The organism is Amycolatopsis sp. CA-126428 (assembly GCF_002904335.1).
In the GTDB taxonomy this organism is placed as follows: Bacteria; Actinomycetota; Actinomycetes; order Mycobacteriales; family Pseudonocardiaceae; genus Amycolatopsis.
The window spans coordinates 103,108-129,936 of record NZ_PPHF01000030.1 but is presented as its reverse complement, the minus strand read 5'-3'; the positions used below and the strand labels follow the sequence as shown (position 1 = coordinate 129,936).

The window sequence follows — 26,829 nt, the reverse complement described above, 5'->3', positions numbered from 1 at the left end:
GCGCGATGACGGCCGTACCCGAGGCAACCGAACTGGACGGCTCCGGCCGGTCCGCCCAGCCTCGCCAGCTCATCGTGACGGTGTACGGCCTCTATTCGCGCACCGAAGGCGGGTGGCTCTCGGTCGCCTCGCTGATCGATCTGCTCGCCGCCGTCGGCGTCGACGAGCCCGCGGTGCGCTCGTCGATCTCCCGGCTGAAGCGCCGCGGAATCCTCGAAGCGGTCCGCCGCGACGCGACGGCGGGGTACGAGCTGTCCGACGAAGCCCGGGAGATCCTGCGCGAGGGCGACGAGCGGATCTTCCGCCGCGGCCGCGCGACCGCGGCCGACGGCTGGCTGCTCGCGGTGTTTTCGGTGCCCGAGACCGAGCGCCACAAACGCCACCTCCTGCGCACCCAGCTCGCCCGGATGGGCTTCGGCACCGCGGCGTCCGGCGTCTGGATCGCCCCGGCCCACCTCCACGCGGCCACCGAGGAAGCGCTCACCCGCCTCGGCCTGGCCGGGTACGCCGACCTGTTCCGCGCGGAGCACCTGGCCTTCGGCGACGTCGCGGCGAAGGTCCGCGACTGGTGGGACCTCGACCGCCTGGACGAGCTGTACACGACTTTCCTCGACGAGCACGGCCCGGCGCTGCGCCGCTGGCAGCGCCGCACCCCGGCAGCAAGCGAAGAGGCATTCGGCGACTACGTCCGCGTGCTGACCGGCTGGCGGCGGATGCCCTACCTCGACCCCGGCCTGCCCGCGGAGTTCCTGCCCGCCGGGTGGTCCGGGATCCGGGCGGCCGAGCTGTTCTTCGAGCTGCACGCGAAGCTGGAGACGCCGGCCCGGGCGTTCGTCGCGAAGGCAATCAACTTCGGCTGAGCGGTCTGCCGCGGCCCTCGTGAGTGGTAATGCGGGTTAGAACCCTACTTACCACTCACGACCGCGAACCCCTGGACCTCGACCAGCGCCTCCTCGTCCCACAGCCGGGACACGCCGATGCCCGCCATCGCCGGGTACTCCGTGCCCGCGAGCCGGCGCCAGACCGCGCCGATCTCGCGCGCGTGGGCCCGGTAATCCACCATGTCGACGATGTAGATCGTCACGCTGCAGAGGTCCGCCGGGGAGCCGCCCGCCGCGCGCAGGGACGCCAGCAGGTTGCCGAGCGCGCGTTCGAACTGCGCGACGACGCCGTCGCCGACGATCTTGTTCGACGCGTCCAGTGCGGTCTGGCCGGCCAGGAAGACGACGCGCCCCTCGGCCACCACCGCGTGCGAGAACCCGGACGGCTTGCCCAGCTCCGGCGGGTTGATGCGTTCCATGCGGGACACCGTACGCCATCTTTCGCGTTATTGACGGTCGTAGTCGTCACGACATACCCTGGACGGCGTGCGAATCGCGGTCATCGGTGGCGGCCCGGCGGGTCTGTACTTCGCCGCGCTCGCGAAACAGCTCGGTCCCGGCCACGAAATCACCGTCTGGGAGCGCAACGCGCCGGACGACACCTTCGGCTTCGGTGTCGTGTTCTCCGACGAGACGCTCGGCGGCATCGAGCACGCCGACGCAGGCGTCCACGAGGCGATGACGGCCGAATTCGCCCGCTGGGACGACATCGACGTGCACTACCGCGGCACGGTCACCACCTCGGGCGGCCACGGTTTCGCCGCGATGAGCCGCAAGCGCCTGCTCGGCATCCTCCAGAGCCGCTGCGGCGAACTCGGCGTCGGGCTGCACTTCCGGGAGGAGGCGCCGGCCGACCTGTCGGGCTACGACCTGGTCATCGCGGCCGACGGCGTCAACTCGGCGATACGCGCCCGGTACGCCGAGTCCTTCCGGCCGAGCGTCGAGACCCGCCGGTGCCGGTACATCTGGCTGGGCACGGACCTGGTGTTCGACGCCTTCAAGTTCTACGTCCTCGAGACGCCGGCCGGGATCATGCAGATCCACGGCTACCCGTACGGCCGCGACGGCAGCACGTTCATCCTCGAGGTTCAGGAGGACGTCTGGCAGCGGACGTTCGGGCCGATCGCGGCGACGTCGCTGAAGCCCGGCGAGAGCGACGAGAAGTCGATCGCGCTGATCCGCGAGCTGTGCGCCGACGTCCTCGACGGCCACCAGGTGATGGCGAACAACTCGAAGTGGGTCTCGTTCGGGACGGTCCGCTGCGAGACCTGGGTGCACGAGAACGTCGTCCTCCTCGGCGACGCCGCGCACACCGCGCACTTCTCGATCGGCTCCGGCACGAAGCTGGCGATGGAGGACGCACTCGCGCTGGCCGCTTGCCTGCACGAAAACGACGGCGTCGCGGAGGCGCTCAAGGCGTACGAGCTGGAACGGCGGCCGGTCGTCACCTCGACGCAGCGCGCCGCGCAGGCCAGCCTGGAGTGGTTCGAGAACATCGCGCAGTACGCCCACCAGGAACCGCCGCAGTTCGCGTTCAACATCCTCACCCGCAGCCGCCGCGTCACCTACGACAACCTCCGCCTGCGCGACCCCGAGTTCGCGGCCGAGCTCGACCACTGGTTCGCGCGCTCGCTCGGGACGACGTCGCGGCCGCCGATGTTCCAGCCGTTCTCTTTGGGTGGTCTGGAACTGCCGAACCGGATCATCGTGTCCCCGATGGACATGTACTCGGCGGAAGACGGCGTGCCGGGCGACTTCCACCTGGTACACCTGGGCAGCAAGGCCCTGGGTGGAGCCGGGCTGGTGATGACCGAGATGGTCTGCGTCTCCCCCGAAGGCCGGATCACGCCCGGCTGCGGCGGGCTGTACGCGCCGGAACAGGAAGCGGCGTGGAAGCGGATCGTCGACTTCGTACACGAGGAGACACCGGCCCGGATCGGCATCCAGTTGGGACACTCCGGGCGCAAGGGTTCGACGAAGCTCATGTGGGACGGCATCGACGAGCCGCTCCCGGCCGGCAACTGGGAAGTCTGCGCCCCTTCGCCATTGCCGTACTCCGAACGCAACCAGGTCCCGCGTGAACTGTCCACAGCGGACCTGGCAGAGATCCGGTCGCAGTTCGTCGCCTGCGCGGAAGCCGCCGCCCGCGCCGGGTTCGACGTCCTGGAACTGCACTGCGCGCACGGCTATCTGCTGTCGTCGTTCCTCTCGCCGCTGACCAACCAGCGCACGGATGCCTACGGTGGCTCGCTCGAGAACCGGCTGCGCTTCCCGCTGGAAGTCTTCGACGCCGTCCGCGCCGCGTGGCCCGCGGAGCGGCCGATGACCGTCCGGATCTCGGCGACCGACTGGTGCGAGGGCGGCATCGACGCCGACGACGCCGTCGAGATCGCGCGCGCGTTCGCCGCCCGCGGCGCCGCGGGCATCGACGTCTCGACCGGGCAGGTCGTCAGCGAGGAACGCCCGCAGTACGGCCGCAGCTACCAGACCCCCTACGCCGACCGGATCCGCAACGAAATCGGCGAGGAGTACGGGATCGCGGTGATCGCCGTCGGGGCCATTTCGTCCTACGACGACGTCAATTCGCTGATCCTGGCCGGGCGCGCGGACCTCTGCGCACTGGGCCGGACCCACCTCTATGATCCACAGTGGACGCTGCACGCGGCGGCCGACCAGGGTTATCCGATGCCGTGGCCGAAGCCGTTCGCCGCGGGCAGCCGCAAGCCGCAGACGGGCCGCTCCGACGGGCCCGAGCCGCGGCTCGACCTCGTCCGGTCCGGTCCGGCCGGCACCGCCCACGCCCGCTGGCGACCGGGAGCTTCCTCATGACCTTCGCCCTGAACCCCGCCCAGCAGGCGTTCGCCGCCGAGGTGCGGCAGCTGGCCGAGGAGCAGCTGCGGCCGATCGCCGAGTCCGGTGTGGAGGGTGCGGTCAACCGGCCGCTGCTCAAGGCCATGGGCGCGCTCGGCCTGCTCGCGCGGCTCTTCCCCGGCGTCGCGTCGGGCACGCCGTCGAGGCAGGCGGCCGCGACGGACCTGTGCATCCTGCGCGAGAACCTCGCCACGGTCAGCACGGAAGCCGAGACGTCGCTCGCGTTGCAGGGCTTGGGAAGTTACCCGATCCTCCAGTCCGGAAAGGACGAACAGGTCGCGAAGTGGCTGCCCGCGGTGGCGGCCGGCGATGCGGTGGCGGCGTTCGCGCTGACCGAACCGGACGCCGGCTCGGACGCGGCGGCGCTGTCCCTCGCGGCGGAGGCCGACGGAGACGGCTGGCGCCTCACCGGCGAGAAGATGTGGATCTCCAACGCGCCGGAAGCCGACTTCTACACGGTGTTCGCCCGGACGACGCCGGACGCGAGCTCGCGCGGGGTGAGCGCGTTCGTCGTCCCCGCCGACCGCCCGGGCCTGGGCGGCGAGCACCTGGACCTGGTCAGCCCGCACCCGATCGGCACGGTGACGTTCGACGGCGTCGAGGTCCGGCGCGACGAACTGCTCGGCGAGGAGAACCGCGGGTTCGCCGTGGCGATGCGGACGCTGGACCTGTTCCGCCCGAGCGTCGGCGCGTTCGCCGTCGGCATGGCCCAGGCGGCGCTGGACGCCACGGTGTCCCACACGAGCTCGCGCGAAGCCTTCGGCGGGCCGTTGATCAAGCAGCAGGCGGTGGCGCACGCCCTCGCCGAGATGGCCACCCGCACGGAAGCGGCCCGGCTGCTGGTCTACGCGGCGGCGGGCGCGTACGACGCGGGCGAGCCGAACCTCGGCGGCCGCGCGGCGATGGCGAAGCTGTTCGCCACCGAGGCGGCGCAGTTCGTCGTCGACTCGGCGGTCCAGCTCCACGGCGCCCGCGCGTTGCGGCGCGGGCACCTGCTGGAGCACCTGTACCGGGAGGTCCGGGCGCCCCGCATCTACGAAGGCGCGTCGGAGATCCAGCGGACGATCATCGCGCGCTGGCTGGCTTCTTCGGCTTCCGGTCGAGCCACCACTGGCTGAGCAGCAGCAACGACAGGATGCTCAGCACGGCGGAGAGCGTCCCCGCGGTCAGGATCAGCTCGCTCTTGTCGTCGACCCGCGGCATGACGAGCAGGAACGCGATCGGCGAGAGGGCGCGGCTCGTCAAGGTGCTCATGGTCATCGCGAAGCTGCGGATCATCCACTTCCGGTGGTCGGCGTACCGGCGCTGACGGATCGCCCGCCACCCGGCGATCGTGAAGCCGAGCCACAGCAGCGCGGCGACGACGTCGAGCGTCCCGACAACCGGGCCGAACGGGCTCACGGCACCGATCACCGCGGCCATCACCGCGGCCGGCAGCGCACCACCGAAGACGTAGACCCGCCCGATCCGCCGGTGCGCGATCGGGTGTTTTCGGCGCAGCCACGGCCAAATCTGCAGGATGACGCCGACGATGGCGATGGTCCCGAAGGTGATGTGCGCGAGGAGGAGCCAGTAGTGCGCGGCGAACCCGGGCGGCGCGGGAACGCGTGACTGCGCGGGATCGAGGGTGAGGTAGGGCGGCACCGAGTAGGCGAGGAAACCGGCGACGACCAGGGCGAGCGGCGCCACCCAGGGTCGTCGCCACCACCGCGGTGCCACCTCGGCGGGTACGGGTCTGTTCTCCGCTCGGACGGTCATGGCTCCCCCAGTCGCCGGTCGGGACTTCGCCCGGCCGACGCTAGGGAACTGCCCGGAGCCGAGCCATGGGGTACACCACCGCCACCCTGGTGGGGCTCGCCTCACCGCCGTTCACAGCAATGCCAAGACGGTGGTTTCGTCGATCCGGCCGACGGGGCCGGCACTCCCGCGATGGTCTTCCAGTTCACACCGCACTGCCTGCACCACCAAGTCCACGACATCGAACCCGGAACCGCCGCGGACGCCGATCAGAAAGCCTCCTCCGGCGATGTCCGCCAAACCCCGCGCGAGAATGCGAGCCACCTCGGGCAGCCTCGCGAAATCGTCGGGAAAGCGATGGAGCACGAGGCACCCGTACGGGCAGCCACCACCGACGACGAGAGGCCGGGGAAACGCGATCCGTCCGGCGTCGAGTTCCCGGCCGAGCCGCTGCGCGAAGGCGGTGGCACCGCAGGGATCGAAACGTGCGTCCGCTGCCGCGAACAGGGCCATGGCCAGCGAGCGTTCCATCCGCCTCTCCTTTCGTGCGCACGGTTGCACCGAACCGCGGCAGAGGCGTTGGGCCCATCGGCCGTACCGATCACGCACGTTGTGTGCGAATCCTGCAAAATCGCTCGTCAACGGCCCGGTCGAGCTACCGTGACAGCATCGACCCCGCTCAGGGGAGGTCACGATGAGTCGCGACGGCACAGCCGGCCACCTCTCCGGCCATCCTCGCCGCCCCGGCGACGTCGTCCGGGTCGCCCGGTCCGCCGCGGGCTGGACGCAGACCGCGCTGGGACGCCGATGCGGGTGCTCGGCCAGCCGGATTTCCCGCTGGGAAACCGGCCGGTCGCCGCTTCGCGACGTCGGGGTTCTCCGCGTTCTGGCTACCGCGTTGGACTTGCCGATCGAGGTCTTCGGGCTCATTCCGGATAACCCACACGGTGTGTCCGGCAGGACGCCGTCACGGCGTTGGCCTACTGTTGGCCCGGTTCCGGTGCCCGAACCCGAGGAGGACGACCCGATGCGGCGTCGCACTTTGCTCGCCGGGGCGGGCGGGTTGACCGCCGGCGCGCTGGTCGGGGCCGGCCCGGCGTACGGCGCCGCCGATCCGATCAGGTCGCTCGGGATCGCATTGCTGAACCCGCCCATCGCGAACGCGGAGCCGGTGTCGCTCAAGGAGCTCCAGCAGGCCGTTGCCGTCGTCCGGTCGAGCTTCCACCAGGCGAAGTACGGTGAGGTCGCCACGCTGATGCCCAAGGTACTGGCCCGGGCGATGGCCACCCGCGCGCAACTGGACAGCACCGGCGGTGTCGCCGCGGCCAACCGGTACCTGGCCGAGCTCTACACCTTGACGACGGAACTCATGATCAAGGTGAGCAACGATCGGCTCGCTTGGACGGCAGCCGACCGGGCCCTGCAGGCCGCGGACGCCTCCGGCGACATCCTCACCCAAGCGACGACCCGGCGCAGCTGGGGAATCGTGTTGCGCCGCTCGGGCCAGGCCGACACCGCACGCCAGCTGGTCCTCGACACCGCGGCCGCCCTGCAACCCACCCTGCACCGCGGTCCCGAGCACCTCTCCGTCTACGGGACGCTCCTGGAAACCGGTGCGTACACCGCGGCCGTCGACGGCGACCGGGACACGGCCAGGTCGCTGATCACCGAAGCGGCGGACGCCGCCGCCAGGGTCGCGACGGGCCCGCACGCCACCGCGTTCAACCCCACCGCGGTCGGCCTCTACCAGGTCAGCATCGCCCGGGTCCTCGGCGACTCCGGCACCGCGATCGAACACGCCCGCCGCATCGATCCGGCTTCGATCCCGGTCGTCGAACGACGTGCCCGCTACTACTCCGACGTGGCACGGGCCTTCCACCAATGGGGCAAGCCGGAGCAGTGCTACCGCGCTCTGCTGGCGGCCGAGCACGCCTCGCCCGACGAAGTCCGTTATCGCCGGACGATCCACCGGATCACCGAGAGCCTGATCCGGCACCCGAACGCTCGCCACCTTCCCGGGTTGACCGCGTTCGCGCGCCGGACCGGCGTCCCGGTGTGACTCAGCTGCCGCGCACCCGCCGGACGGTGTCGCGGTAGAAGTAGCCGCTCTGCTTGATCGTTCGCGCTTGCGTCTCGTAGTCCACCCGGATGAGCCCGAACCGCTTCGCGTACCCGTACGCCCACTCGAAGTTGTCCAAAAGGGACCACGCGAAGTACCCCCGGACGTCGGCACCCGCGTTCCGGGCCGCCGCCACCGCGGCGATGTGCGAGGCCAGGTAAGCCGTACGGCTGTCGTCACGCACGAAACCGGAAGAGTCCGGGTCGTCGTCGAAGGCCGAGCCGTTCTCCGTGATGTACATCGGGAGCCCCGGGTAATCACGGCCCAGGCGCGTCAGCAGCTCCGTGAACTTGCCCGGCAGGATCTCCCAGCCCATCGCCGTCGTGGGCTCGCCGAACGGGATCACGCGGGACGCCGGGACGCCGTCGTCGTCGACCGGGCGACCGGAATCGTCCACGCCCGAGAACTGCTGGCCGAAGTAGTAGTTCACGCCCAGGAAGTCCAGCGGCGTCGAAATCACGTCGAGGTCGCCGTCCTGGATCGGCAGCTTCACGCCGCGCGAAGCCAGGTCATCGACCACGTCCTCCGGGTAGCGGCCGTGGACCAGCGGGTCCAGGTAGATCCGGACGCCGAGGCCGTCCGCCTGGCGGGCCGCGCGGACGTCCTCCGGGGAGTCCGTCGCCGGGTCGGCCGTGCACATGTTGAGCGTGATGCCGAACTGCGTGTCCGCCGGTGCCGCCTCGCGCATGCGCTGCACCGCCAGCCCGTGGCCGAGCAGGAGGTGGTGCACCGCGTGCATCCCGGCCGCGTAGTCACGCCGGCCCGGCGCCATCACGCCGTGCACGTACCCGTGCATCGCCGAGCACCACGGCTCGTTCAAGGTCGTCCAATGCCGGACCCGATCGGAAAGCCGGTCGAACACCAGCATCGCGTAGTCCGCGAACCGGTACGCCGTGTCACGCGCCGGCCAGCCGCCCGCGTCCTCCAGCTCCTGCGGGAGGTCCCAGTGGTACAGCGTCAGCCACGGCGTGATCCCGCGGCTCAGCGTCTCGTCGACGAGCCGGTCGTAGAACCCGATGCCCGCCTCGTTGACGCCGCCGCGGCCGTGCGGCTGGACCCGGGGCCACGCCACGGAAAACCGGTACGTGTCCGCGCCCAGCTCGCCGACCAGCTCGATGTCCGAGGGCATCCGGTGGTAGTGGTCGCACGCCACGTCACCGTTGTCATTGTTGTCGATGGCCCACGGCACCCGGCAGAAGGTGTCCCAAATGGACGGTGTGCGCCCGTCTTCGGCGACCGCCCCTTCGATCTGGTACGCGGCGGTGGCCACGCCCCAGCGGAAGTCCGGTGGCAGCGTGTCGATCAGCGCCTGCTGTTCGGCGGTCGCGGCGGTGGTCTCGGTCAAGGCAGCACTCCTCCAGTGGTACCGGACAGGATGGACGGCGTTCAGGGCGCGGCGACGGGGTGCAGCCAGCACGCCACCTCGCGCGCCGGGTCGCCGGGCGTTCCCAGCAGCGGCACGCGGTCGGGGCACGGTTCGAAGGCCTTGGGACACCGCGGGTGGAACGCGCAGCCGGCCGGCATCCCGCGCGTGTCCGGCGGCGATCCGGGGATCCCGGCCAGCTCGCGCCGCGGCCCCCGCAGCGCGGGGAACGAGTTCAGCAGGCCGTGGCTGTACGGGTGCAGCGCGTCCCGGTAGAGGTCGGCCGCCGGTGCCTGCTCGACGATCCGGCCGCCGTACATGATCGCGATCCGGTCCGAGAACTCCACCAGCAGCGAAAGGTCGTGCGTGATGAACAGGACCGAGAAGCCCAGCCGTTCCCGCAGTTCCACGAGTTGGCCGAGGATCTGCCGCTGCATCACGACGTCGAGCGCGGTGGTCGGCTCGTCCATGATGACGACCCGCGGTTCGAGCGCGAGCGCCATCGCGATCATCACGCGCTGCCGCATCCCGCCGGACAGCTGGTGCGGGTACGCCTCGAGCCGGTCGGCCGAAATTCCCACCAGCTTCAGCAGGTCGCGAGCTCGCGCGACCCGGCCCGCTTTCGTCGACCGCGGCTCGTGGGCCTTGATGACGTCGACCAGCTGCGTGACCACCTTGTGCACCGGGTTCAGCGAGTTCATCGCGCCCTGGAACACGATGGACGTCTCCGCCCAGCGGAAGTCCCGCAGTTGCTTGTCCGTCAGCTTCAGGACGTCGTAGGGCTCGCCGCCGGTGGGGTGGTAGATCACCTCGCCGCCGCGGATCACGCCCGGTGGCGCCAGCAGCCGGGTCAGTCCGTAGGCCAAAGTGGACTTCCCGCTGCCGCTTTCCCCAGCCAGGCCGAGGACTTCGCCGCGGTGCAGCGTCAGGTGCACGTCCCGGACCGCGCGGACGGCCTCGTCGCCGACGCCGTAGTCGACGTCCAGGCCCTTGATCTCCAGCACCGGGTCCATCATGGCCGTTCCTCCCGCCCGAGCACGGGCGTGAAGCCCACGCGCATCCGATGCACCCGTCCGTCCGCGCCGCGCACGCGCGCCTTGCCGCTGCCGCGCAGCCGCGGGCTGACGAACTCGTCGATGCCGAAGTTGAGCAGGGACAACGCCGTGCCGAGGATCGCGATCGCCAGCCCGGCCGGCACGAACCACCACCACGCGCCCTGGGCGAGGGCCTGCTGGCTCTGCGCCCAGAACAGGATCGTGCCCCAGTTCCAGTTGGACAGTCCCGAGACGCCGACGAACGCGAGCGTGATCTCCGACATCACGGCGAAGATCACCGTGCCGACGAAGCTGGAGGCGATCACCGCCGTCAGGTTCGGCAGGATTTCGAAGAAGATGATCCGCCAGGTCGACTCGCCGGTCGCCCGGGCGGCTTCGACGTACTCACGTCCTCGCAGTGAAAGCGTCTGCGCTCTGAGGACTCGCGCGCCCCACGCCCACGACGTGAAGCCGATGATCACCGCCACCAGGATGTCGCCGCCGGTGGGCACCGCGCTGCCGATGATGATGATCAGCGGCAGCGCCGGGATCACCAGGAACACATTGGACAGTGCCGACAGGCCTTCCCCCGGCGTGCCGCCGAGGTACCCGGACGTCACGCCGACGATCACCGCGAGGATCGTCGCCACGATCCCGGCGGCCAGCCCGACGAGCATGACGCTGCGCGTGCCGACCAGGACCTGGCTGAAGATGTCCTGGCCGAGGTGGGTGGTGCCGAACCAGTGCCGGCCCGACGGCGATTCCAGCAGGTCGCTGCTGCGCGCCGACGGGTCGTACGGCGCGATCCACTCGCCGATGACCGCGATCACCAGGAAGAAGACGATGACGGCGAGGCCGGTGGCCGTCTTGCCGCTGGTGAGGAACCGGAAGCGCCGCCGTTTCGCGCGGCCGGCGAGCACGTCGACGGGGAGGGCTTGGGCGGCCTTGACGTCCGCCGCGGGTACGGCCATGTCAGCCCTCCTTCCGGGTGCGCGGGTCGAGCGCCAGGTAGGCGACGTCGGCGAACAGGTTGGCCACCAGCACCGACAGCGTGATGATCAGGAAGATGCCCTGCATCAGCGGGTAGTCCTGCGAGCCGACGGCCTGGAACAGCTGGTAGCCGACGCCGGGGTAGGAGAAGACGATCTCCACCAGCAGCGTGCCGCCGACGATGAAGCCCAGGGCGAGCGCGAAGCCGGACACGCTCGGCAGCAGCGCGTTGCGCGCGGCGTAGCCGACCATCACCCGGCGTTCCGGCAGGCCCTTGGCGTGCGCGACGGTCACGTAGTCCTCCGACGCGACGGTGACCATCATGTTGCGCATGCCCAGGATCCAGCTGCCCATCGAGCTGATCAGGATGGTGAGCGCGGGCAGCAGGCTGTGCTGGACCGCGCTGCCGATGAAGCCGGGGTCCCAGCCCGGGATGGTGCCCGGGTCGTAGCCGCCGGACGACGGGAAGAAGCTGCCCGGGCCGGCCAGCAGCGTCAGCGCGATCAGGCCGAGCCAGAAGTACGGGATCGACGAGAGGAACGTCGTCACCGGCAGCAGGCCGTCCACCCACGAGCCGCGCTTCCAGCCGGCGACCACGCCGAGCCCGGTGCCGATCGCGAAGCCGACGATCGTGGTGATGCCGACCAGGATGATCGTCCACGGCAGACTGTCGGTGAGCAGGTCGGACACCGGCGTCGGGAAGAACGTGAACGAGATCCCGAGGTCGCCGCGGAAGAGCTGGCCCCAGTAGTCGAAGTACTGGGAGATCAGGCTTTCGTTCTTGTCGAGTCCGAACAGGACGTACAGCGACTGCATCGCCTCGGCGCTGATCATGCCCTGGTTCTTGGCGATCAGCGACTGCACCGGGTCGCCCGGGATCAGCCTCGGGATGAAGAAGTTGATGGTGACGGCGGCCCACGCGGTGAAGACGTAGAAGACGAACCGTTGCAGCAGGAACCTCATCGGGCGGCTCCGTCGTAGAGCCAGCACGCGGCCCAGTGCCCGGGTGCGTCGCCGACGTCGAACCGCGGCGGCAGGTCGGTTTTGCACCGCTCCATCGCGACCGGGCAGCGCGGGTGGAACCGGCAGCCCGGCGGCGGGTCGATCAGGCTCGGCGGTTCACCGGACCCGCGTTCGGCCGGCACCTCCCCCGGGCCACCGCCGCCCGCGATCCGATCCGGGTCCGGAGCGGATTCGATGAGCAGCCGGGTGTAGGGGTGCGCCGGCCGCTGCGTGATGGTTTCGCTGTCGCCGCCTTCGACCATCCGGCCCGCGTACATCACCATCGTCTCGTCGGCGAAGTAGCGCGCCGACGCGATGTCGTGCGTGATGTACAGGATGGCCAGGTGCAGGCGTTCCTTGAGGTCGCGCAGCAGGTTCAGCACCCCGAGCCGGATCGAGACGTCCAACATGGACACCGGCTCGTCGGCCAGCAGCGCCTCCGGGTCGGCGCCGAGCGCCCGCGCGATCGCGACGCGCTGGCGCTGGCCGCCGGACAGCTCGTGCGGGAACTTGTCGATGTACCGCTCGGGCGGCGTCATCTGGACGCGGGTGAGCAGCTCGTGCAGCGCCTTCTCGAGGTCTTCGCCCGCCCGGCCGTGGATCTTCAGCGCCCGCGTCAGGTGGTAGCGCACGGTGTGCACCGGGTTCAGCGACGCGAACGGGTCCTGGAAGATCATCTGCACCCGGCGGGCGTAGGCGCGGAACGCCTTGCCGTGCTTGACGTTCACCGTCTCGCCGTGCAGCCGGATGTCGCCGCCGGTGCGCGGGTAGAGGCCCGCGAGCAGGCGGGCGACCGTCGACTTGCCCGAGCCGGACTCGCCGACCAGCGCGGTGACGCGGCCACGCCGGAGCGTCAGGCTCACTTCGTCGACGGCCTGGATGGCGCGGCGCGGGCCGGTCAGCGCGGCCCGGCCCGTGCGGCGAACGGGGAAGTGTTTCGTGAGTCCCGCGGCTTCGAGAACCACGGGGAGGTCCCCCTCCGACCCGACGGCGACGGGGTCGGAGGGGGCCGGGGAGGCCGCGTCGCCGCGGCCGTCCCCGTGTTCGGTGATCAATGAGTCGGCCATCGTCAGGCCGCGGGCTTGAGGTGCAGGACGATGTCGAGCGCGTTGCGCAGCGTCGGCTGGGCCGGCGCGTACGGGTTGGCGTCGTCGGGCCAGCCGACCCAGTTCTTCGTGCTGTACTCGCCGCCGGAGTTGGCCGCCGACGTGGGGATCATCGGCTGCTGCTCGATCATGATCTTCTGCAGCGTCGCCATGGCGGCGGTGCGGGCGGCGTCGTCCTCGGCGTTGGCGTAGGTCTCGAGCGCCTTGGTCGCCTCGTCGTTCTTGTAGCGGCCGTAGTTGCCGTTGATGCCACCCTGGCCGGTCGGCTTGTAGCGGTTGCCGTCCATGACGTCGCGGTACATGTCGTACGGCGTCTGCCCGTCGTTGGTCCAGTGCATCAGGCCCTCGAAGTCACCGGTGTCGACCGACTTCATCCACGCGTCCTGGTTCATCTTGTCGACCGTGGCGGTGATGCCGATCTGCGCCAGGTTGTCCTTGATGATCTCCAGGTCGGTGATGTAGTCCGACCAGCCCGACGGGACGGTGAGCTTGATGGTGACCGGCTTGCCGCTCGGGTCGGCCAGCTTGTCGCCGGTGAACTGGTAGCCCGCACCGGTCAGCAGCGCCTTCGCGCCCGGGACGTCGACCTTGACGCTCTGCCCCTTGTACTGCGGCGCGATGAACGGGTCGCCCGCCGGCGTCGGGATGCCGGTGACCTGGTCGTTCTTCGGGTAGAAGTAGCCGGCCTCACCCTGGTTGAAGATGTCGTCGCGGTTGATCACCTTGTTGATGGCCTGGCGCAGCTTCGGGTCGTTCCACGGCGCCTTTTCGGTGTTGAACCACAGGCCGTGGACGGCCAGCTGCGCGGGGAACCACAGCTTGTAGTGCTGCGGGTCCTTGTTGGTGTAGACGGCCTTGTAGTTCGGGATGAACACGAAGCTCCACTCGGCCGCACCGTTGACCAGGGCGCTGACCTGCGCGTTGTTGTCGGTGTAGGAGGTGTAGCGGATCTCCTTGACCTTCGGCGCTTCCTGCCAGTAGCCGCTTTCGCGCCGCGTGACGATCATCGTCTGCGGGGTGGCCGACTTCAGCGTGTACGGCCCGGTGCCGATCGGGTTCTTCACGAGGTCGAGCGCCGGGTCCTTGACGCCCTGCCAGGCGTGCTTCGGCACGACCAGGGTCTGCAGGATCTTGACCTGGTTGACGAACTGCGAGCCGTCGAAGCCCAGGGTGACCTGGTTGCCGGCCGCGGTGATGTCCTTGTACGGCACGGCGTCGACGTTCAGCGCCTTGTTGTCGCGCAGCAGCTGGAAGGTGTAGGCGACGTCCTCGGCGGTCATCGGCTGGCCGTCGGAGAACTTGACGCCGTCACGGACGGTCAGGACCAGCTTCTTGTAGTTGTCCGACCAGTCCCACTTCGTCGCCAGCCACGGCTTGCCCGGCTCCTGCGGCTTGACGCGGTTGAGCATGACGAGGGGCTCGTAGATCATCCACCGGTACCCCATGTTCGACAGGGCGGAGGTCTCCAGGAACGGGTTGTTGTTCTCCGCCTGCGGGCCGTCCGGCTTGCCGACGCTGAGCACGGCGTCCGGGTTGCTCTGGGCGGCATTGGAGCTGCCGCCCGAGCACGCCGTGAGCCCGCTCAAGGCCGTCATGGCTACTAGCGCTGCGACGATGGAGCGCTTGACTCGCATCGGTTCCTCCTGGTCATCGACGACTTGCTTGCTGTCGACTGGTAGCGAGCCCCGACCGCCGGCGACCGAACGACGTCCCGAAGTCAACCCGGGTGACTCGGGTCACGTCAATAACACGGCGGTAACGTTTTGTACCTAAGTTTAAGTACTGAAAGAACTGGCGGTCTGGACCTGTTTCCGGGATTGCTCCTTGCGTCGCAAGGGTTTCAGCCGGTCCGGCCACCGTTCGCCAGCAGTTCGGCGATCGGCAGGGTCGCCGCGCCGAGCGCGACCGCCTCCGGCCCGAGCCGGCCGAGGACGACTTCGGTGCGCTCGACGAGGTAGTCGAGCGCGTGCCGGCTCACGGCGCCACGCACCGCGGGCAGGATGGCCGGTCCCATGATCGCCCCGGCCGAGCCGGAAAGCACCACCCGATCGGGGCTGAGCAGGTTGATCAGGTTCGCGATGCCGATGCCCAGGTACTCGCCGGTTTCGGCGAGCACGTCGGCGGCCGGGCCACCACCCTGGGCTTCGGCCACGATCCGCGCCAGCTCGACGTCGCTTTCGTCCCCGATGACCGGTTCCTTGGCGGCGAGGGCCGCGTAGCGGCGGACGACCGCCTCGACGCCGACGTAGGCCTCCAGGCAGCCGTGGGAGCCGCACCGGCAGGCCGCCCCGGCCGCCTTGACGACGGTGTGGCCCCACTCGCTGGTGGTGATGCCGGGGTGCGAGCGCCCGGCCGTCGCGACGGCGGCCCCGACCCCCACGCCGAGGAGGGCGACGATGGCGCGTTCGGCGCCCCGGCCGGCGCCGCGCCAGGCCTCGACCTGGCCGAGGGTGCGGGCGCGGTTGTCCAGGTGGAGGGGCGCCTGGATGTGCGGGTGGATCAGGTCGGCGAAGTTCACCCCGCTCCAGCCCAGCGTGGGCGCGTGCACGATCCCGCCGTCGCGGACGGCGCCCGGCACGCCGATGCCGACGCCGAACACCGCGTCCGGATCGCCCCCTTCGAGCACTTCGGCGATGCCCGTGCGCACCAGCCCGGCCACTTCGTCCGGGTCGAGGCGGGTGCCGACCAGCGGGTGGCGCACCGTGCCGAGGGTGCCGAGCGCCCAGTCGAACAGGCCGACTTCGACGTGCGTCTCGCTGACGTCCACGCCCACGACCTGCCCGAACCCGGGCCGGACGGCCAGCAGCGTCCGCGGCCGCCCGCCGTCCGATTCGACCGATCCGGCCTCGGCCACGACGCCGTCCGCGATGAGCTCGGAAACGACGTTGGTAACGGTGGCGGCCGATAGTCCCGATTCAGCTACCAGTTCCAGTCTGCTGACGGGGCCGCGGAGGTAGAGCGAGGAGAGCAGTGCCGCGCGGTTGTGCCGCCTGAGGTCACGGGTCGTCTGGCGCACCACCTGGGTCACCGGGAGGATTCTGCCAGACGGCGGCCCCGCGACCATGGGTTCGGGACTTAGTTCACCACTTAATACATAGCCACAACTTACGGTGATCGGGCATCCTGTCAGTGAGCCGGTAAGAAGTTCAGATGGGTTGCCCATGGCGAGCAAGCGCACCACCGTCCGCGATCTGCGGCGGCACAACCGATCCCTGCTGCTGTCGAAACTGTACTTCGACGGCCCGCTGTCGAGGCACGAGCTCAGCCAGCTGACCGGATTGAGTGCCGCCACGGTGAGCAACGTGACCGCCGAACTGGGCGAAGAACGCCTGATCACCGAAGCCGGCCAGGTCGAATCGGACGGCGGCCGGCCCCGGGTGCTGCTGCGCGTGGACCCGGCGTACGGGCACGTCGCGGGCGTCGACATCGGCGAAACGGGCGTCAAGGTCGAGCTGTTCGACCTGGCGATGAACCGCCTGGCGACGGTCGAGCACCCGCTCCCGAAGGCCCCCGACGCGGCGACCGCGGTCGAGCAGGTGACGTCCGGGCTCCGGGAGGTGTTCGCGAGCGCGGGCATCGACGAATCGGGCGTGCTGGGCGTCGGCATCGGCGTGCCGGGCACGGTCGAGCAGGGCGCCCGGGTGCTGGTGCACGCCCCGACGGTCGGCTGGGACGCGGTGCCGTTCGAGGCGATGCTGCGGGAGGCGGGCGTCGGCTTGCCGCTGTTCGTCGACAACGGCGCAAAGACGCAGGGCCAGGCGGAGATGTGGTTCGGCGCGGGCCGCGGAGCCCGCCACGCGGTGATAGCGCTGATCGGCTCGGGCGTGGGCGCGGCGGTGGTGACGGACGGAACGACGTACCGCGGCTCGACGAGCAGCGCGGGCGAGTGGGGCCACACAACGATCGCGTACGGCGGCCAGGAGTGCCGCTGCGGCGCACGAGGGTGCCTGGAGGCGTACATCGGCGCGGGCGCGGTGCTGGCCCGGTACCGCCGGGCACGCGGCAAGGACATCACGGGCGAGGACGAGCAGGCCCAGTTTTCGGCCCTCCTTTCGGCCGCCTCGAGGTCCAAGACGGCTTCGCGAGTGCTCGACGAAACGGCCGGCTACCTCGGAGCGGGCATCGCGAACTTGATCAACCTGTTCAACCCGGAGCGCATCGTGATCGGCGGCTGGGCAGGCCTGGCCCTGGGAGACCAACTCCTGCCAAAGATCCGAGAGGCGGCGGGCGAGCACGCCCTACGCCACCCGTTCAGCCAGACATCGATCCAGCTGGGCTCCCTGGGCCTGGACGCGGTGGCAACAGGAGCGGCCACGCTCCCGGTGGCGGACCTCCTGGAGCAGGGGGCAACATCAAGACTGGCCAAGCCAGGAGCCCCGAACTCAGACGCGGCATAACACCGAAAACCGGACACACGGCGGTGCAAGCCGCCCACCAACAACGCAACGTGCAGCGGACCCGAAAACCGGCACCGACGAGGACCCAGACTCCCCGCACCCCGATCCGAAGCCAAAACACGGCCGGCGGCACCGGGTCAAGGCACGCTTTCCCGCCTTGACGCGGTGCCGCCGGCCGTAGTCACAATGACGGCTTCGGGGTGCCGGAAGGAAGCAGCCAGAACCGCCACCCGGGTCCGGCAGCCCACCCGCCCGGTCCGGAAGACCACCCGACGCGGGCCAAAGCCACCGCGCGCTCCGCAAGACCACCCGAAGCGAGCCGAAGCTCGCCGGAGCCACCATGCCCCGCTGACCGGGAACCGCCCCCACCAGCACCGCAGCCGACAGCCCAGCTCCCACACACCCTTAATTCGGGTTGAAAAAAAATGACCGGCCGACGGTTGCCCGGCTTGTCTGGACCATGCATACTTTGTTGCCAGACACAACAAAGTCAGGCCAATACCTCCGCCCGCGGCCTCGCGGGCACGCACGGTCACACCTGCCGCCGCCCCGGCAGGCGCGGCCACCCCCCTCCCCGCGTTCCGTGCTGCGCGCGGAACGCCGTCCCCCACGGTGAGAGAGGCGACAACGATGTCCACCTCCACGAAGAAGCGCTGGGCGGCACTCCTCGCCGCCTGTTCACTGCTCGTCCTCGGGCAGCAAGCCATCACGACGGCCCCGGCAGAAGCAGCGGCCACCTTCACCGATGACTTCAACGGCGCCGCCGGTGCCGGGGTCGACGGGTCGAAGTGGCAGCTCGAAACCGGCGACAACGTCAACAACCACGAGCGGCAGTACTACACCTCCGGCACCAACAACGCCCAGCTCGACGGCCAGGGCCACCTCGTCATCACCGCCAAGAAGGAAAACCCCGGCAACTACAACTGCTGGTACGGCCGCTGCGAGTACACGTCCGCGCGGATGAACACCGCCGGCAAGTTCAGCCAGGCCTACGGCCACTTCGAGACGCGCATGAAACTCCCGCGCGGGCAGGGCATGTGGCCGGCGTTCTGGATGCTCGGCGGCGGGAACTGGCCCACCGACGGCGAAATCGACATCATGGAAAACGTCGGGTTCGAACCGAACACCGTGCACGGCACCATCCACGGCCCCGGCTACTCCGGCTCCGGCGGCATCGGCGCCGCCTACAACGGACCGAACTTCTCCGACGACTTCCACACCTACGCGGTCGACTGGGCGCCCAACCAGATCAAGTGGTACGTCGACGGCAACCTCTACCAGACGCGCACGCCGTCGGACCTCAACGGCAACCGCTGGGTGTACGACCACAACTTCTTCATCATCCTCAACCTCGCCGTCGGCGGGTACTGGCCCGGCGATCCCAACAGCAGCACGCAGTTCCCGCAGCAGCTGGTCGTCGACTACGTGCACGTCACCAACACCTCGAGCAGCGGCGGCGGCCGGACCGGCACGATCACCGGCATCGGCGGCAAGTGCGTCGACGTCGCCGGCGCCAGCACCGCCAACAGCACGCCGATCCAGATCACCGACTGCAACGGCAACGCCGCGCAGAACTGGACCGTCGGCACCGACGGCACGATCCGCGCCCTCGGCAAGTGCATGGACGTCTCCGGTGCCGGCACCGCGGACGGGACAGCGGTGCAGCTCTACGACTGCAACGGAACCGCCGCCCAGCAATGGGTGGTGACCGGCGCGAAGGACATCGTGAACCCCAACGCGAACAAGTGCCTCGACGCCACCGGCAATTCGAGTGCGAACGGCACCCGCCTGCAGATCTGGACCTGCGGCGGCGGCGCGAACCAGAAGTGGACCACGCCCTGACCCACCCCTCGTGAGTGGTAAGGCGGGTTAGAACCCGCCTTACCACTCACGACCCCATGGAGGAGAATCCCGTGCGGCGAATTGTCGTCGCGCTGATGGGGTGTGCCCTGTTAGCGCTTTCACTCACCACCGGCTCGGCCCAGGCAGCGGTCGAGGCGGGTCCGTCGGCGAGCCAGCTGCTCGCCAAAACCCAATCCTGCCAACAGATCTCGAACGGGAAGTATTCCTACGACGAAGGCGGCGCGGCCACCGTGCCCGTCTGCCAGGCGAACGGCGCGGTGTTCTTCAAGGCCGACATGGACGTCGACTGCGACGGCGTCCGCACCACGCAGTGCAACGAGAACACCGACTGCTGCTTCTACCCGGACACCGCGTTCCACACCTCGGCCGACCAGCCGCTCAACGCGGCGCAACTGCCGTACATCGTCCTGCCGCAGCCGACGTCCACCTGGGACTACCGCAACTACGGCATCGACGGCGGCTCGGTCGTGGCGGTGATCTACAACAACCAGGTCAGCTACGCCGTGGTCGGTGACACCGGCCCGACGAGCATCATCGGCGAGGCGTCCTACGCCACCGCCGTCAGCCTCGGCATCAACCCCGATCCGAAGAACGGCGGCACCGAAGGCCCGGTGACGTACATCGTGTTCCCCAACACGCACGTCAACCCGATCGAGAACCACGCCAACGCCGTCAGCCTCGGCGAGCAGGTGGCGACGCAGTTCGCGGGCGGCACGACGACGCCGCCCACCGGCACCGCCGGCCCGATCACCGGCATCGGCGGCAAGTGCGCCGACGTCGCCGGCGCGAACAACGCCAACGGCACCGCCGTCCAGCTCTACGACTGCAACGGCACCAACGCCCAACAGTGGACAGTGGGCACCGACGGCACCCTGAAAGCACTCGGCAAGTGCCTCGACGTCACGAGCGCGGGCACGGCCAACGGCACGACGACGCAACTTTGGGACTGCAACGGGAGCAACGCCCAGAAGTGGTCCGCAAACGGCTCACAGAACCTCGTGAACGCCGGCTCCGGCAAGTGCCTCGACGCCACCGGCAACTCCAGCGCCAACGGGACCCGGCTCCAGATCTGGACCTGCGGGGCCGGCGCGAACCAGAAGTGGACTCTGCCATGAGAAAACGCTCTCTCACGGCGTTGATCGGGGTGACCGCGGTCGCCGCGGCCACCTTCGCCGGGCCCGCGCAGGCCGCGGGCGAAACGGTCAACGTCTGGCTCACCACGACCAGCGACGCCGGCGGCCGGACGGTCACCCGCGGTCTCCAGCAGCAGACGCCGGTCACGTTCGCGACCGGCACCGGCAGCGGCGGCGTCACCATCAACGTCAACGAAAACACCACATACCAGCAGTTCGAAGGCGGCGGAGCGTCCTTTACGGACACCGCGGCGTGGCTGATGAACTCCAGTGGGGCGCTGTCCCAGGCCACCCGCGACGACACCATGCGCAAGCTGTTCGACCCGAACAGCGGCATCGGGCTGAGCTTCATCCGCAACCCGCTCGGCGCGTCCGACCTGGCCCGCTACAGCTACACCTTCGACGACGTGCCGGCCGGCCAGACCGACCCGAACCTGACGCACTTCTCCATCGCGCACGACCAGGCCGACGTGCTGCCGCTGACCAAGCAGGCCAAGCAGCTCAACCCGCAGGCCAAGATCATGGCGTCGCCGTGGAGCGCGCCGCCGTGGATGAAGGACAACGACAGCTACCTGCTCGGCTGGGTCGAATCGCAGTACTACCCGGCCTACGCCCAGTACTTCGTCAAGTACCTCCAGGCCTACCGGGACGCGGGCGTGCCGATCGACTACGTCTCGATGCAGAACGAGCCGACCTGTTGCGCGAGCTACCCGTCGACCAACTGGAACGGCGCCGGCCTGGCGTACTTCGCGAAGAACAACCTGCTGCCCGCCCTGCAGGGCGCCGGTCTGTCCACAAAGGTCCTCGCGCTCGACTGGAACTGGGACACCTACGCGTCCTACGGCGCACCGACCCTGGACGACCCGTCGATCCGGAACCACCCGAACTTCGGGGGCGTGGCCTGGCACGGCTACGGCGGCGACATCGCCCAGCAGACGACCACGCACAACCAGTACCCGAACGTCAACGCCTATTCGACCGAGCACTCCGGCGGCACCTGGATCACGAACCAGCAGGCCGAGGACATGAACAACATCGTGGACTACACCCGGAACTGGTCGAAGAGCTTCGTCAAGTGGAGCCTCGGCGTCGACCAGAACATGGGCCCGCACAACGGCGGCTGCGGCACCTGCACCGGGCTGATCACCGTCCACAACGGAGACTCGCGCAGCGGGCAGGTCGACTACACCGTCGAGTACTACACGATGGGTCACCTGACGAAGTTCGTGAAGCCGGGCGCGTACCGGATCGACTCGAACGACAGCTCGGCCGTGCGCAACGTCGCCTGGAAGAACCCGGACGGCTCGAAGGCGCTGATCGCGTACAACTCCGGCACGGGCAGCCAGAGCGTGCGGGTGAACTGGGGCAACTCTTCGTTCACCTACACCCTGCCCGGCCGCACGTCGGCCACCTTCACCTGGAACGGCAACCAAGGTTCAAGTGGCGGCAAGACCGGCCCGATCACCGGCCTCGGCGGCAAGTGCATCGACGTCGCCGGCGCGAGCAGCGCCAACGGCACCGCGGTCCAGCTCTACGACTGCAACGGCTCCGGCGCCCAGCAGTGGACCGTCGGGACCGACGGCACCCTGAAGGCGCTCGGCAAGTGCCTCGACGTCACCGGGCAGTCCACAACGGACGGGGCACAGCTCCAGCTCTGGGACTGCGGCGGTACGGCCAACCAGCGGTGGGCGGCCACCGCGGCCCGCGATCTCGTCGGCGCGGCTTCGAACAAGTGCGTCGACGCCACCGGCAACTCCAGCGCCAACGGCACCCGGCTGCAGATCTGGACCTGCACCGGCGCCGCCAACCAGAAGTGGAACGTGCCCGCATGAAGCTCAAAGCCCTGACCGCGGCGGGTGGCCTGCTGGCCGCCTCCGCGATGGTCCTCCTCCCCGGCGCCGCGCAGGCGGCGACCGGCCCGATCACCGGCCTCGGCGGCAAGTGCGCCGACGTCGCCGGCGCGAGCAACGTCAACGGCACCGCGGTCCAGCTCTACGACTGCAACGGCACCAACGCTCAACAGTGGACGGTCGGCAGCGACGGGTCCCTGCAGGCGCTGGGCAAGTGCCTCGACGTCACGAGCGCGGGCACGGCGAACGGCACGACGACCCAGCTCTGGGACTGCAACGGCAGCAACGCCCAGAAGTGGTCGGCGAACGCGGCGAAGAACCTGGTCAACTCCGGGTCCGGGAAGTGCCTCGACGCCACCGGCAACTCCAGCGCCAACGGGACGCGGCTGCAGATCTGGACGTGCGCGAGCACGGCCAACCAGCAGTGGACGCTGCCCAGCGGCGGCACCACCCCGCCGCCCGGACCGGGGGCGATGGCCGTCGCGCCCTACCTCTACAACGGCTGGGGCGACCCGCCGAACCCGGCGACGATCATGAGCGCCACCGGCGTCAAGTGGTTCACGCTGGCGTTCATCCTGTCCAACGGCTACTGCAACCCGCAGTGGGACGGCGGGCGCGCGCTCACCAGCGGCGTCGACCAGAACACGATCAACACCATCCGCGCGGGCGGCGGCGACGTCATCCCGTCGTTCGGCGGCTACTCCGGCAACAAGCTGGAGTCGTCCTGCGGCAGCGCGGGCGAGCTGGCGGCGGGCTACCAGAAGGTGATCAACGCCTACGGCCTCAAGGCGATCGACATCGACATCGAGGCGGACGCCTACAGCAACCCGACGGTGCAGCAGCGCACGGTCGACGCGCTGAAGACAGTCCGGGCGAACAACCCGGGCATCAAGCTGTACGTCACCTTCGGCACCGGCCAGTCGGGTCCGGACAACAGCCTGGTCAACCGGGCGGCGCAGGCCGGGCTCACGGTCGACGGCTGGGTCATCATGCCGTTCGACTTCGGCGGCGCGGGCCAGAACATGGGCACGTTGACGCAGCGGGCGGCCGAGGGCCTGAAGAACGTGGTCAAGAGCGCGTACGGCTACGACGACGACACGGCCTACCGGCACATGGGCATCTCGTCGATGAACGGCATCACCGACAACAGCGAGACGGTCACGCTCAACGACTTCACCGCCATCCTGGGCTACGCGAACGCGCACCACCTGGCCCGGTTGACGTTCTGGTCGGCGAACCGCGACCGCCCGTGCCCCGGCGGGTACCCGAACAACGACACCTGTTCCGGGGTTTCCCAGCAGGCGTGGGACTTCACGAGGATCTTCGCCCGCTACGCCGGCTGACCCCGGCCGCTCGACAAGTCCGTGAAGGCCATCGCGAGGTGGCCTTCACGGCGTTGGGCTGCCGGGCCGCGGCCCTGGGGAAGCGGCGACCCGGCAGCGTGGGGTCCCGCCGGCCGCTGGGGGTTCTCCGGCGAGCGGAACCGCCCCCGAGGTTATCGACCGCGCGCCGCGCGCGGCGCGTGCTCGGACCGTCCGGACGTCAACCGTGCCCGAACGCCCAACGCACCGAGCGCCACATGGGGGCGCTTCGGCTACTCCGCCGCGCTGGCCGCGCGGGCCGCCTCGGCGCGGTCGGCGTACGCGTCCACCAGCTGTTCCTCGGCGTCGTCGAGGTACTTCAGCAGCAGCTCCTCCGCGCCCGGGCCGTCGCCGGTCTCGATGCGGTCCAGGATTTCGTGGTTGCGCGGCAGGTAGCGCTCGTGGAAGCGGCGCGGCTCGGCCATGATGTGGAACACCAGCCGCAGCTCGGCGGTCAGCCTGCCGACCAGCTCGTTCACCCGCTCGCTGCCGGACAGCGCGGCGAGCTCCTGGTGGAACCAGACGTTCGCGGTGCCGAGGTCCTTCCAGTTGCCGGTGCGCGCGGCCTCGTCCCCGATGTCGACCTTCTCCTTGATCCGCGTGAAGGTCGCCGGCTTGGCCCGCACCCCGCGGACCGCGGCGCATTCGATGATCTTGCGGACCCGGTAGATGTCGACGACGTCCTCGACGCTCGGGATGCGGACGAAGACCCCGCGGTTGAGCTCGTGGGCGAGCAGCCGCTCGTGCGTGAGCAGCCGGAACGCCTCGCGGAGGGTGTTGCGGGAGACGCCGAGCGCGTTGCCGATGTCCTGCTCCGACAGCCGGCCGCCGGGCAGGAAGAACCCTTCCGCGATGCGCTTGCGAAGGACCCCGGCGACCCGCTCGGCCGTGCTCTTGCGCGTGACCAGGCCGCGGTCGGCCTCCAGGCCCGGGACGACACCGTCTTCGATGACCACGGCACCGAGCGTACTCGGCACCCAGAGGACGATCCAACCAGCCTCTTGTGGAATTGTTCAACAATCCCTACCGTGTGAGGTACGCCACGATGAGAGACACTGGCCAGGAGGTGCCCCATGACTGCCACTACCGCTACCGAGGCCCGGCCGTTCGACTGGTTCCGCACGCTGGGAAAACGTGGCCGCCGCGCCTTCGTGGGCGCGTTCGGCGGGTACGGCCTGGACTCGTTCGACTACCAGACCCTGCCGCTCGGCCTGGCCGCGATCACCGCGTACTTCGGCATCTCGAGCGGTGAAGCCGGCCTGCTCGGCACGACGACGCTGGTCGTGTCGGCCGTCGGCGGGGTCGGGGCCGGCATGCTGGCCGACCGGATCGGCCGCGTCCGGACGCTGCAGATCACCATCGCGATGTACACGATCTTCACCGTGCTCTGCGGGTTCGCGCCCAACTTCGAGACGCTGCTGATCTTCCGCGCGCTGCAGGGCCTGGGCTTCGGCGGTGAGTGGGCGGCCGGCGCGGCACTGGTCGCCGAGTATTCGCAGGCGAAGTACCGCGGCCGGACCGTGGCGTTCGTGCAGAGCGCGTGGGCGGTCGGCTGGGGCCTGTCGGTGGTCGTCTACACCGTGGTGTTCAGCGTGGCGAGCGACGACGTGGCCTGGCGGATCATGTTCTGGACCGGTGTCATCCCGGCGCTGCTCGTGCTGTGGGTCCGCAAGAGCGTCAAGGACGCGCCGCGCGCCGAAGAGCGCCTGAAGACCGAACGCCCGAAGGGCACCCTCGTCCGGATCTTCAAGGGCGATCTCCTGCGCACGACGTTCTTCGCCGCGCTGCTGGCCACCGGCGTCCAGGGCGGGTACTACACGATCTCGACGTGGCTGCCGTCCTACCTGAAGAAGACGCGCGAGCTGACCGTGATCGGCACCGGCGGCTACCTCGCCTTCCTCATCACCGGCGCCTTCGCCGGGTACATCTGCGGCGGCTACCTGACCGACCTGATGGGGCGCAAGAAGACCTTCCTGACCTTCGCGCTGCTCTCGGCCGCGCTGATCGTCGCGTACACGCAGATCCCCAAGGGCGCCAACGGGCTCGTGCTGGTGCTCGGCTTCCCGCTCGGCTTCTCGATGTCCGCGATCTTCAGCGGGTTCGGCGCGTTCCTCGCCGAGCTGTACCCGACCGCGCTGCGCGGCACCGGGCAGGGCTTCACGTACAACTTCGGCCGCGCGGTCGGGGCGATCTTCCCGACCGTCGTGGGCTTCCTGGGCGCGGGCGGCGCGATCGTGTTCGGCGCGCTGGGCTACGGCATCGCCGTGCTGGCCCTGCTCGGCCTCCCGGAAACCCGGGGCATCGAACTCGTTGATTGAGGGGGAATCATGACGACCTTCGACGAACCCGCGACGTTCACCCCGGCGCAAGCGCGCGAAGCGTTCCGCCGCGGCACCGCCCACCCCACGACGGGCTGGGCCAGCGGCTTCACCCAGACCAACCTGATCGCCGTGCCCGAGGACTGGGCCTACGACGTCCTGCTGTTCTGCACCCGCAACCCGCAGGCGTGCCCGCTGCTCGACGTCACCGACCCCGGCGACCCGGCCACCCGGCTCGCCGAGGACGCGGACCTGCGCACCGACCTGCCGCGCTACCGGATCTGGCAGAACGGCGTCCTCGCCGGCGAGGTGTCGGACGCGACCGGCCTGTGGCGCAGCGACATGGTCGCCTTCTCGATCGGCTGCAGCTTCACGTTCGAGACGGCGCTGGCCGCCGAAGGCGTCCCGCTGCGGCACGTCGACCAGGGCCGCAACGTCGCCATGTACGTGACGAACCGGCCGTGCGAGCCCGCCGGGCGGCTGTTCGGGCCGATGGTGGTGTCGATGCGCCAGATCCCGGAGGACCTCGTCGACGACGCCATCCGGATCACCCGCGCGATGCCCGCGGTGCACGGCGCCCCGGTGCACATCGGCGACCCGCGCACGCTGGGCATCGACGACCTCGCCCGGCCGGACTTCGGCGACCCGGCGGACGCGGAACCGGGTGACGTCCCGGTGTTCTGGGCCTGCGGGGTCACGCCGCAGGCGGCGCTGATGGCGTCGCGTCCCCCCTTTGCGATCACCCACGCGCCGGGGTACATGTTCATCACCGATCGGTACGACAGCGAATACCGGGTGGGCTGA

General features: G+C 69.8%; 22 protein-coding genes and 1 pseudogene. 12 read left to right on the top strand and 11 right to left on the bottom strand.

Annotation, left to right across the window (positions count from 1 at the left end; all coding sequences use genetic code 11):
* Positions 1-5 precede the first annotated feature (5 nt).
* The gene (locus C2L58_RS07335) at positions 6-860 is read left to right on the top strand and encodes a PaaX family transcriptional regulator (RefSeq protein WP_103336776.1); all 855 of its coding nucleotides are present in this window, start codon (positions 6-8) and stop codon (positions 858-860) included.
* Positions 861-904: 44 nt separating this feature from the next.
* Here C2L58_RS07335 and C2L58_RS07330 read toward each other — a convergent pair whose 3' ends face one another.
* On the bottom strand, positions 905-1,300 hold the full coding sequence (locus tag C2L58_RS07330) for a RidA family protein (RefSeq protein WP_103336775.1): 396 nt from the start codon (positions 1,298-1,300) through the stop codon (positions 905-907).
* Between the two features lie 67 nt (positions 1,301-1,367).
* Here C2L58_RS07330 and C2L58_RS07325 point away from each other — a divergent pair, with 67 nt between their 5' ends.
* Complete coding sequence (locus C2L58_RS07325; protein WP_103336774.1) at positions 1,368-3,710, top strand: bifunctional salicylyl-CoA 5-hydroxylase/oxidoreductase; 2,343 nt, start codon at positions 1,368-1,370, stop codon at positions 3,708-3,710.
* Complete coding sequence (locus C2L58_RS07320; protein WP_103336773.1) at positions 3,707-4,870, top strand: acyl-CoA dehydrogenase family protein; 1,164 nt, start codon at positions 3,707-3,709, stop codon at positions 4,868-4,870. The genes C2L58_RS07325 and C2L58_RS07320 overlap by 4 nt, the downstream gene beginning before the upstream one ends.
* Here the strand turns inward: C2L58_RS07320 and C2L58_RS07315 are convergent.
* Entirely contained in the window at positions 4,818-5,441 is a 624-nt protein-coding gene (locus C2L58_RS07315; protein WP_103336772.1) for a DUF2306 domain-containing protein, read from the bottom strand. The two genes, C2L58_RS07320 and C2L58_RS07315, sit on opposite strands and share 53 nt — an antisense overlap.
* A 180-nt stretch (positions 5,442-5,621) precedes the next feature.
* A complete protein-coding gene (locus C2L58_RS07310) occupies positions 5,622-6,020 on the bottom strand; it encodes a hypothetical protein (protein WP_103336771.1) in 399 nt (132 codons plus the stop codon).
* Between the two features lie 163 nt (positions 6,021-6,183).
* Here C2L58_RS07310 and C2L58_RS51450 point away from each other — a divergent pair.
* Together C2L58_RS51450 and C2L58_RS07305 are read left to right on the top strand one after the other, a co-directional pair.
* Positions 6,184-6,393: pseudogene (locus C2L58_RS51450) on the top strand (helix-turn-helix domain-containing protein); the annotation flags it as partial.
* Between the two features lie 96 nt (positions 6,394-6,489).
* On the top strand, positions 6,490-7,548 hold the full coding sequence (locus tag C2L58_RS07305; RefSeq protein ID WP_233225598.1) for a hypothetical protein: 1,059 nt from the start codon (positions 6,490-6,492) through the stop codon (positions 7,546-7,548).
* 1 nt (position 7,549) lies between these two features.
* On the opposite strand, the gene C2L58_RS07300 is transcribed toward C2L58_RS07305, so the two are convergent.
* The 7 genes from C2L58_RS07300 to C2L58_RS07270 form a co-directional block, all read right to left on the bottom strand.
* The gene (locus C2L58_RS07300; protein ID WP_103336769.1) at positions 7,550-8,953 is read right to left on the bottom strand and encodes a GH1 family beta-glucosidase; all 1,404 of its coding nucleotides are present in this window, start codon (positions 8,951-8,953) and stop codon (positions 7,550-7,552) included.
* A 41-nt stretch (positions 8,954-8,994) separates the two neighbouring features.
* Complete coding sequence (locus C2L58_RS07295; RefSeq protein WP_233225597.1) at positions 8,995-9,987, bottom strand: ABC transporter ATP-binding protein; 993 nt, start codon at positions 9,985-9,987, stop codon at positions 8,995-8,997.
* Complete coding sequence (locus tag C2L58_RS07290; RefSeq protein ID WP_103336767.1) at positions 9,984-10,976, bottom strand: ABC transporter permease; 993 nt, start codon at positions 10,974-10,976, stop codon at positions 9,984-9,986. The genes C2L58_RS07295 and C2L58_RS07290 overlap by 4 nt, the downstream gene beginning before the upstream one ends.
* 1 nt (position 10,977) lies before the next feature.
* On the bottom strand, positions 10,978-11,958 hold the full coding sequence (locus C2L58_RS07285; RefSeq protein ID WP_103336766.1) for an ABC transporter permease: 981 nt from the start codon (positions 11,956-11,958) through the stop codon (positions 10,978-10,980).
* Positions 11,955-12,962: an ABC transporter ATP-binding protein gene (locus C2L58_RS07280; RefSeq protein ID WP_233225596.1), complete on the bottom strand. Its 1,008-nt coding sequence runs from the start codon at positions 12,960-12,962 to the stop codon at positions 11,955-11,957. Before C2L58_RS07280 ends, C2L58_RS07285 begins: the two co-directional genes overlap by 4 nt.
* A 104-nt stretch (positions 12,963-13,066) precedes the next feature.
* Complete coding sequence (locus tag C2L58_RS07275) at positions 13,067-14,737, bottom strand: ABC transporter substrate-binding protein (RefSeq protein WP_233225595.1); 1,671 nt, start codon at positions 14,735-14,737, stop codon at positions 13,067-13,069.
* Between the two features lie 206 nt (positions 14,738-14,943).
* A complete protein-coding gene (locus tag C2L58_RS07270) occupies positions 14,944-16,131 on the bottom strand; it encodes an ROK family transcriptional regulator (RefSeq protein WP_103336764.1) in 1,188 nt (395 codons plus the stop codon).
* Between the two features lie 133 nt (positions 16,132-16,264).
* Between C2L58_RS07270 and C2L58_RS07265 the strand changes: the two genes are divergently transcribed.
* From C2L58_RS07265 to C2L58_RS07245, 5 genes are all read left to right on the top strand, one after another.
* Positions 16,265-17,500 carry an ROK family transcriptional regulator gene (locus C2L58_RS07265; RefSeq protein ID WP_103336763.1) on the top strand — a complete coding sequence of 412 codons (1,236 nt, stop codon included), beginning with the start codon at positions 16,265-16,267 and terminating at the stop codon, positions 17,498-17,500.
* A 630-nt stretch (positions 17,501-18,130) separates the two neighbouring features.
* On the top strand, positions 18,131-19,342 hold the full coding sequence (locus C2L58_RS07260) for a glycoside hydrolase family 16 protein (RefSeq protein WP_103336762.1): 1,212 nt from the start codon (positions 18,131-18,133) through the stop codon (positions 19,340-19,342).
* Positions 19,343-19,413: 71 nt separating this feature from the next.
* Positions 19,414-20,478, top strand: coding sequence for a glycoside hydrolase family 75 protein (locus C2L58_RS07255; RefSeq protein WP_233225594.1), 1,065 nt, complete (start codon positions 19,414-19,416; stop codon positions 20,476-20,478).
* Complete coding sequence (locus C2L58_RS07250) at positions 20,475-22,328, top strand: ricin-type beta-trefoil lectin domain protein (RefSeq protein ID WP_233225593.1); 1,854 nt, start codon at positions 20,475-20,477, stop codon at positions 22,326-22,328. Before C2L58_RS07255 ends, C2L58_RS07250 begins: the two co-directional genes overlap by 4 nt.
* Positions 22,325-23,689: a chitinase gene (locus C2L58_RS07245; protein WP_103336760.1), complete on the top strand. Its 1,365-nt coding sequence runs from the start codon at positions 22,325-22,327 to the stop codon at positions 23,687-23,689. Before C2L58_RS07250 ends, C2L58_RS07245 begins: the two co-directional genes overlap by 4 nt.
* 251 nt (positions 23,690-23,940) lie before the next feature.
* Here C2L58_RS07245 and C2L58_RS07240 read toward each other — a convergent pair whose 3' ends face one another.
* Positions 23,941-24,663, bottom strand: coding sequence for a GntR family transcriptional regulator (locus C2L58_RS07240; RefSeq protein WP_103336759.1), 723 nt, complete (start codon positions 24,661-24,663; stop codon positions 23,941-23,943).
* 117 nt (positions 24,664-24,780) lie between these two features.
* Here C2L58_RS07240 and C2L58_RS07235 point away from each other — a divergent pair, with 117 nt between their 5' ends.
* Together C2L58_RS07235 and C2L58_RS07230 are read left to right on the top strand one after the other, a co-directional pair.
* Entirely contained in the window at positions 24,781-26,025 is a 1,245-nt protein-coding gene (locus C2L58_RS07235; RefSeq protein WP_103336758.1) for an MFS transporter, read from the top strand.
* 9 nt (positions 26,026-26,034) lie between these two features.
* Positions 26,035-26,829, top strand: a complete 795-nt coding sequence (locus C2L58_RS07230) for a putative hydro-lyase (RefSeq protein WP_103336757.1) — start codon at positions 26,035-26,037, stop codon at positions 26,827-26,829.

Bases quoted from the DNA above. Each gene is read 5' to 3' on its own strand.
- C2L58_RS07335 (WP_103336776.1), top strand. From the start codon at position 6: ATGACGGCCGTACCCGAGGCAACCGAACTGGACGGCTCCGGCCGGTCC.
- C2L58_RS07330 (WP_103336775.1), bottom strand. From the start codon at position 1,300: ATGGAACGCATCAACCCGCCGGAGCTGGGCAAGCCGTCCGGGTTCTCG.
- C2L58_RS07320 (WP_103336773.1), top strand. From the start codon at position 3,707: ATGACCTTCGCCCTGAACCCCGCCCAGCAGGCGTTCGCCGCCGAGGTG.
- C2L58_RS07310 (WP_103336771.1), bottom strand. From the start codon at position 6,020: ATGGAACGCTCGCTGGCCATGGCCCTGTTCGCGGCAGCGGACGCACGT.
- C2L58_RS07295 (WP_233225597.1), bottom strand. From the start codon at position 9,987: ATGATGGACCCGGTGCTGGAGATCAAGGGCCTGGACGTCGACTACGGC.
- C2L58_RS07290 (WP_103336767.1), bottom strand. From the start codon at position 10,976: ATGGCCGTACCCGCGGCGGACGTCAAGGCCGCCCAAGCCCTCCCCGTC.
- C2L58_RS07285 (WP_103336766.1), bottom strand. From the start codon at position 11,958: ATGAGGTTCCTGCTGCAACGGTTCGTCTTCTACGTCTTCACCGCGTGG.
- C2L58_RS07275 (WP_233225595.1), bottom strand. From the start codon at position 14,737: ATGCGAGTCAAGCGCTCCATCGTCGCAGCGCTAGTAGCCATGACGGCC.
- C2L58_RS07265 (WP_103336763.1), top strand. From the start codon at position 16,265: ATGGCGAGCAAGCGCACCACCGTCCGCGATCTGCGGCGGCACAACCGA.
- C2L58_RS07260 (WP_103336762.1), top strand. From the start codon at position 18,131: ATGTCCACCTCCACGAAGAAGCGCTGGGCGGCACTCCTCGCCGCCTGT.
- C2L58_RS07250 (WP_233225593.1), top strand. From the start codon at position 20,475: ATGAGAAAACGCTCTCTCACGGCGTTGATCGGGGTGACCGCGGTCGCC.
- C2L58_RS07245 (WP_103336760.1), top strand. From the start codon at position 22,325: ATGAAGCTCAAAGCCCTGACCGCGGCGGGTGGCCTGCTGGCCGCCTCC.
- C2L58_RS07235 (WP_103336758.1), top strand. From the start codon at position 24,781: ATGACTGCCACTACCGCTACCGAGGCCCGGCCGTTCGACTGGTTCCGC.
- C2L58_RS07230 (WP_103336757.1), top strand. From the start codon at position 26,035: ATGACGACCTTCGACGAACCCGCGACGTTCACCCCGGCGCAAGCGCGC.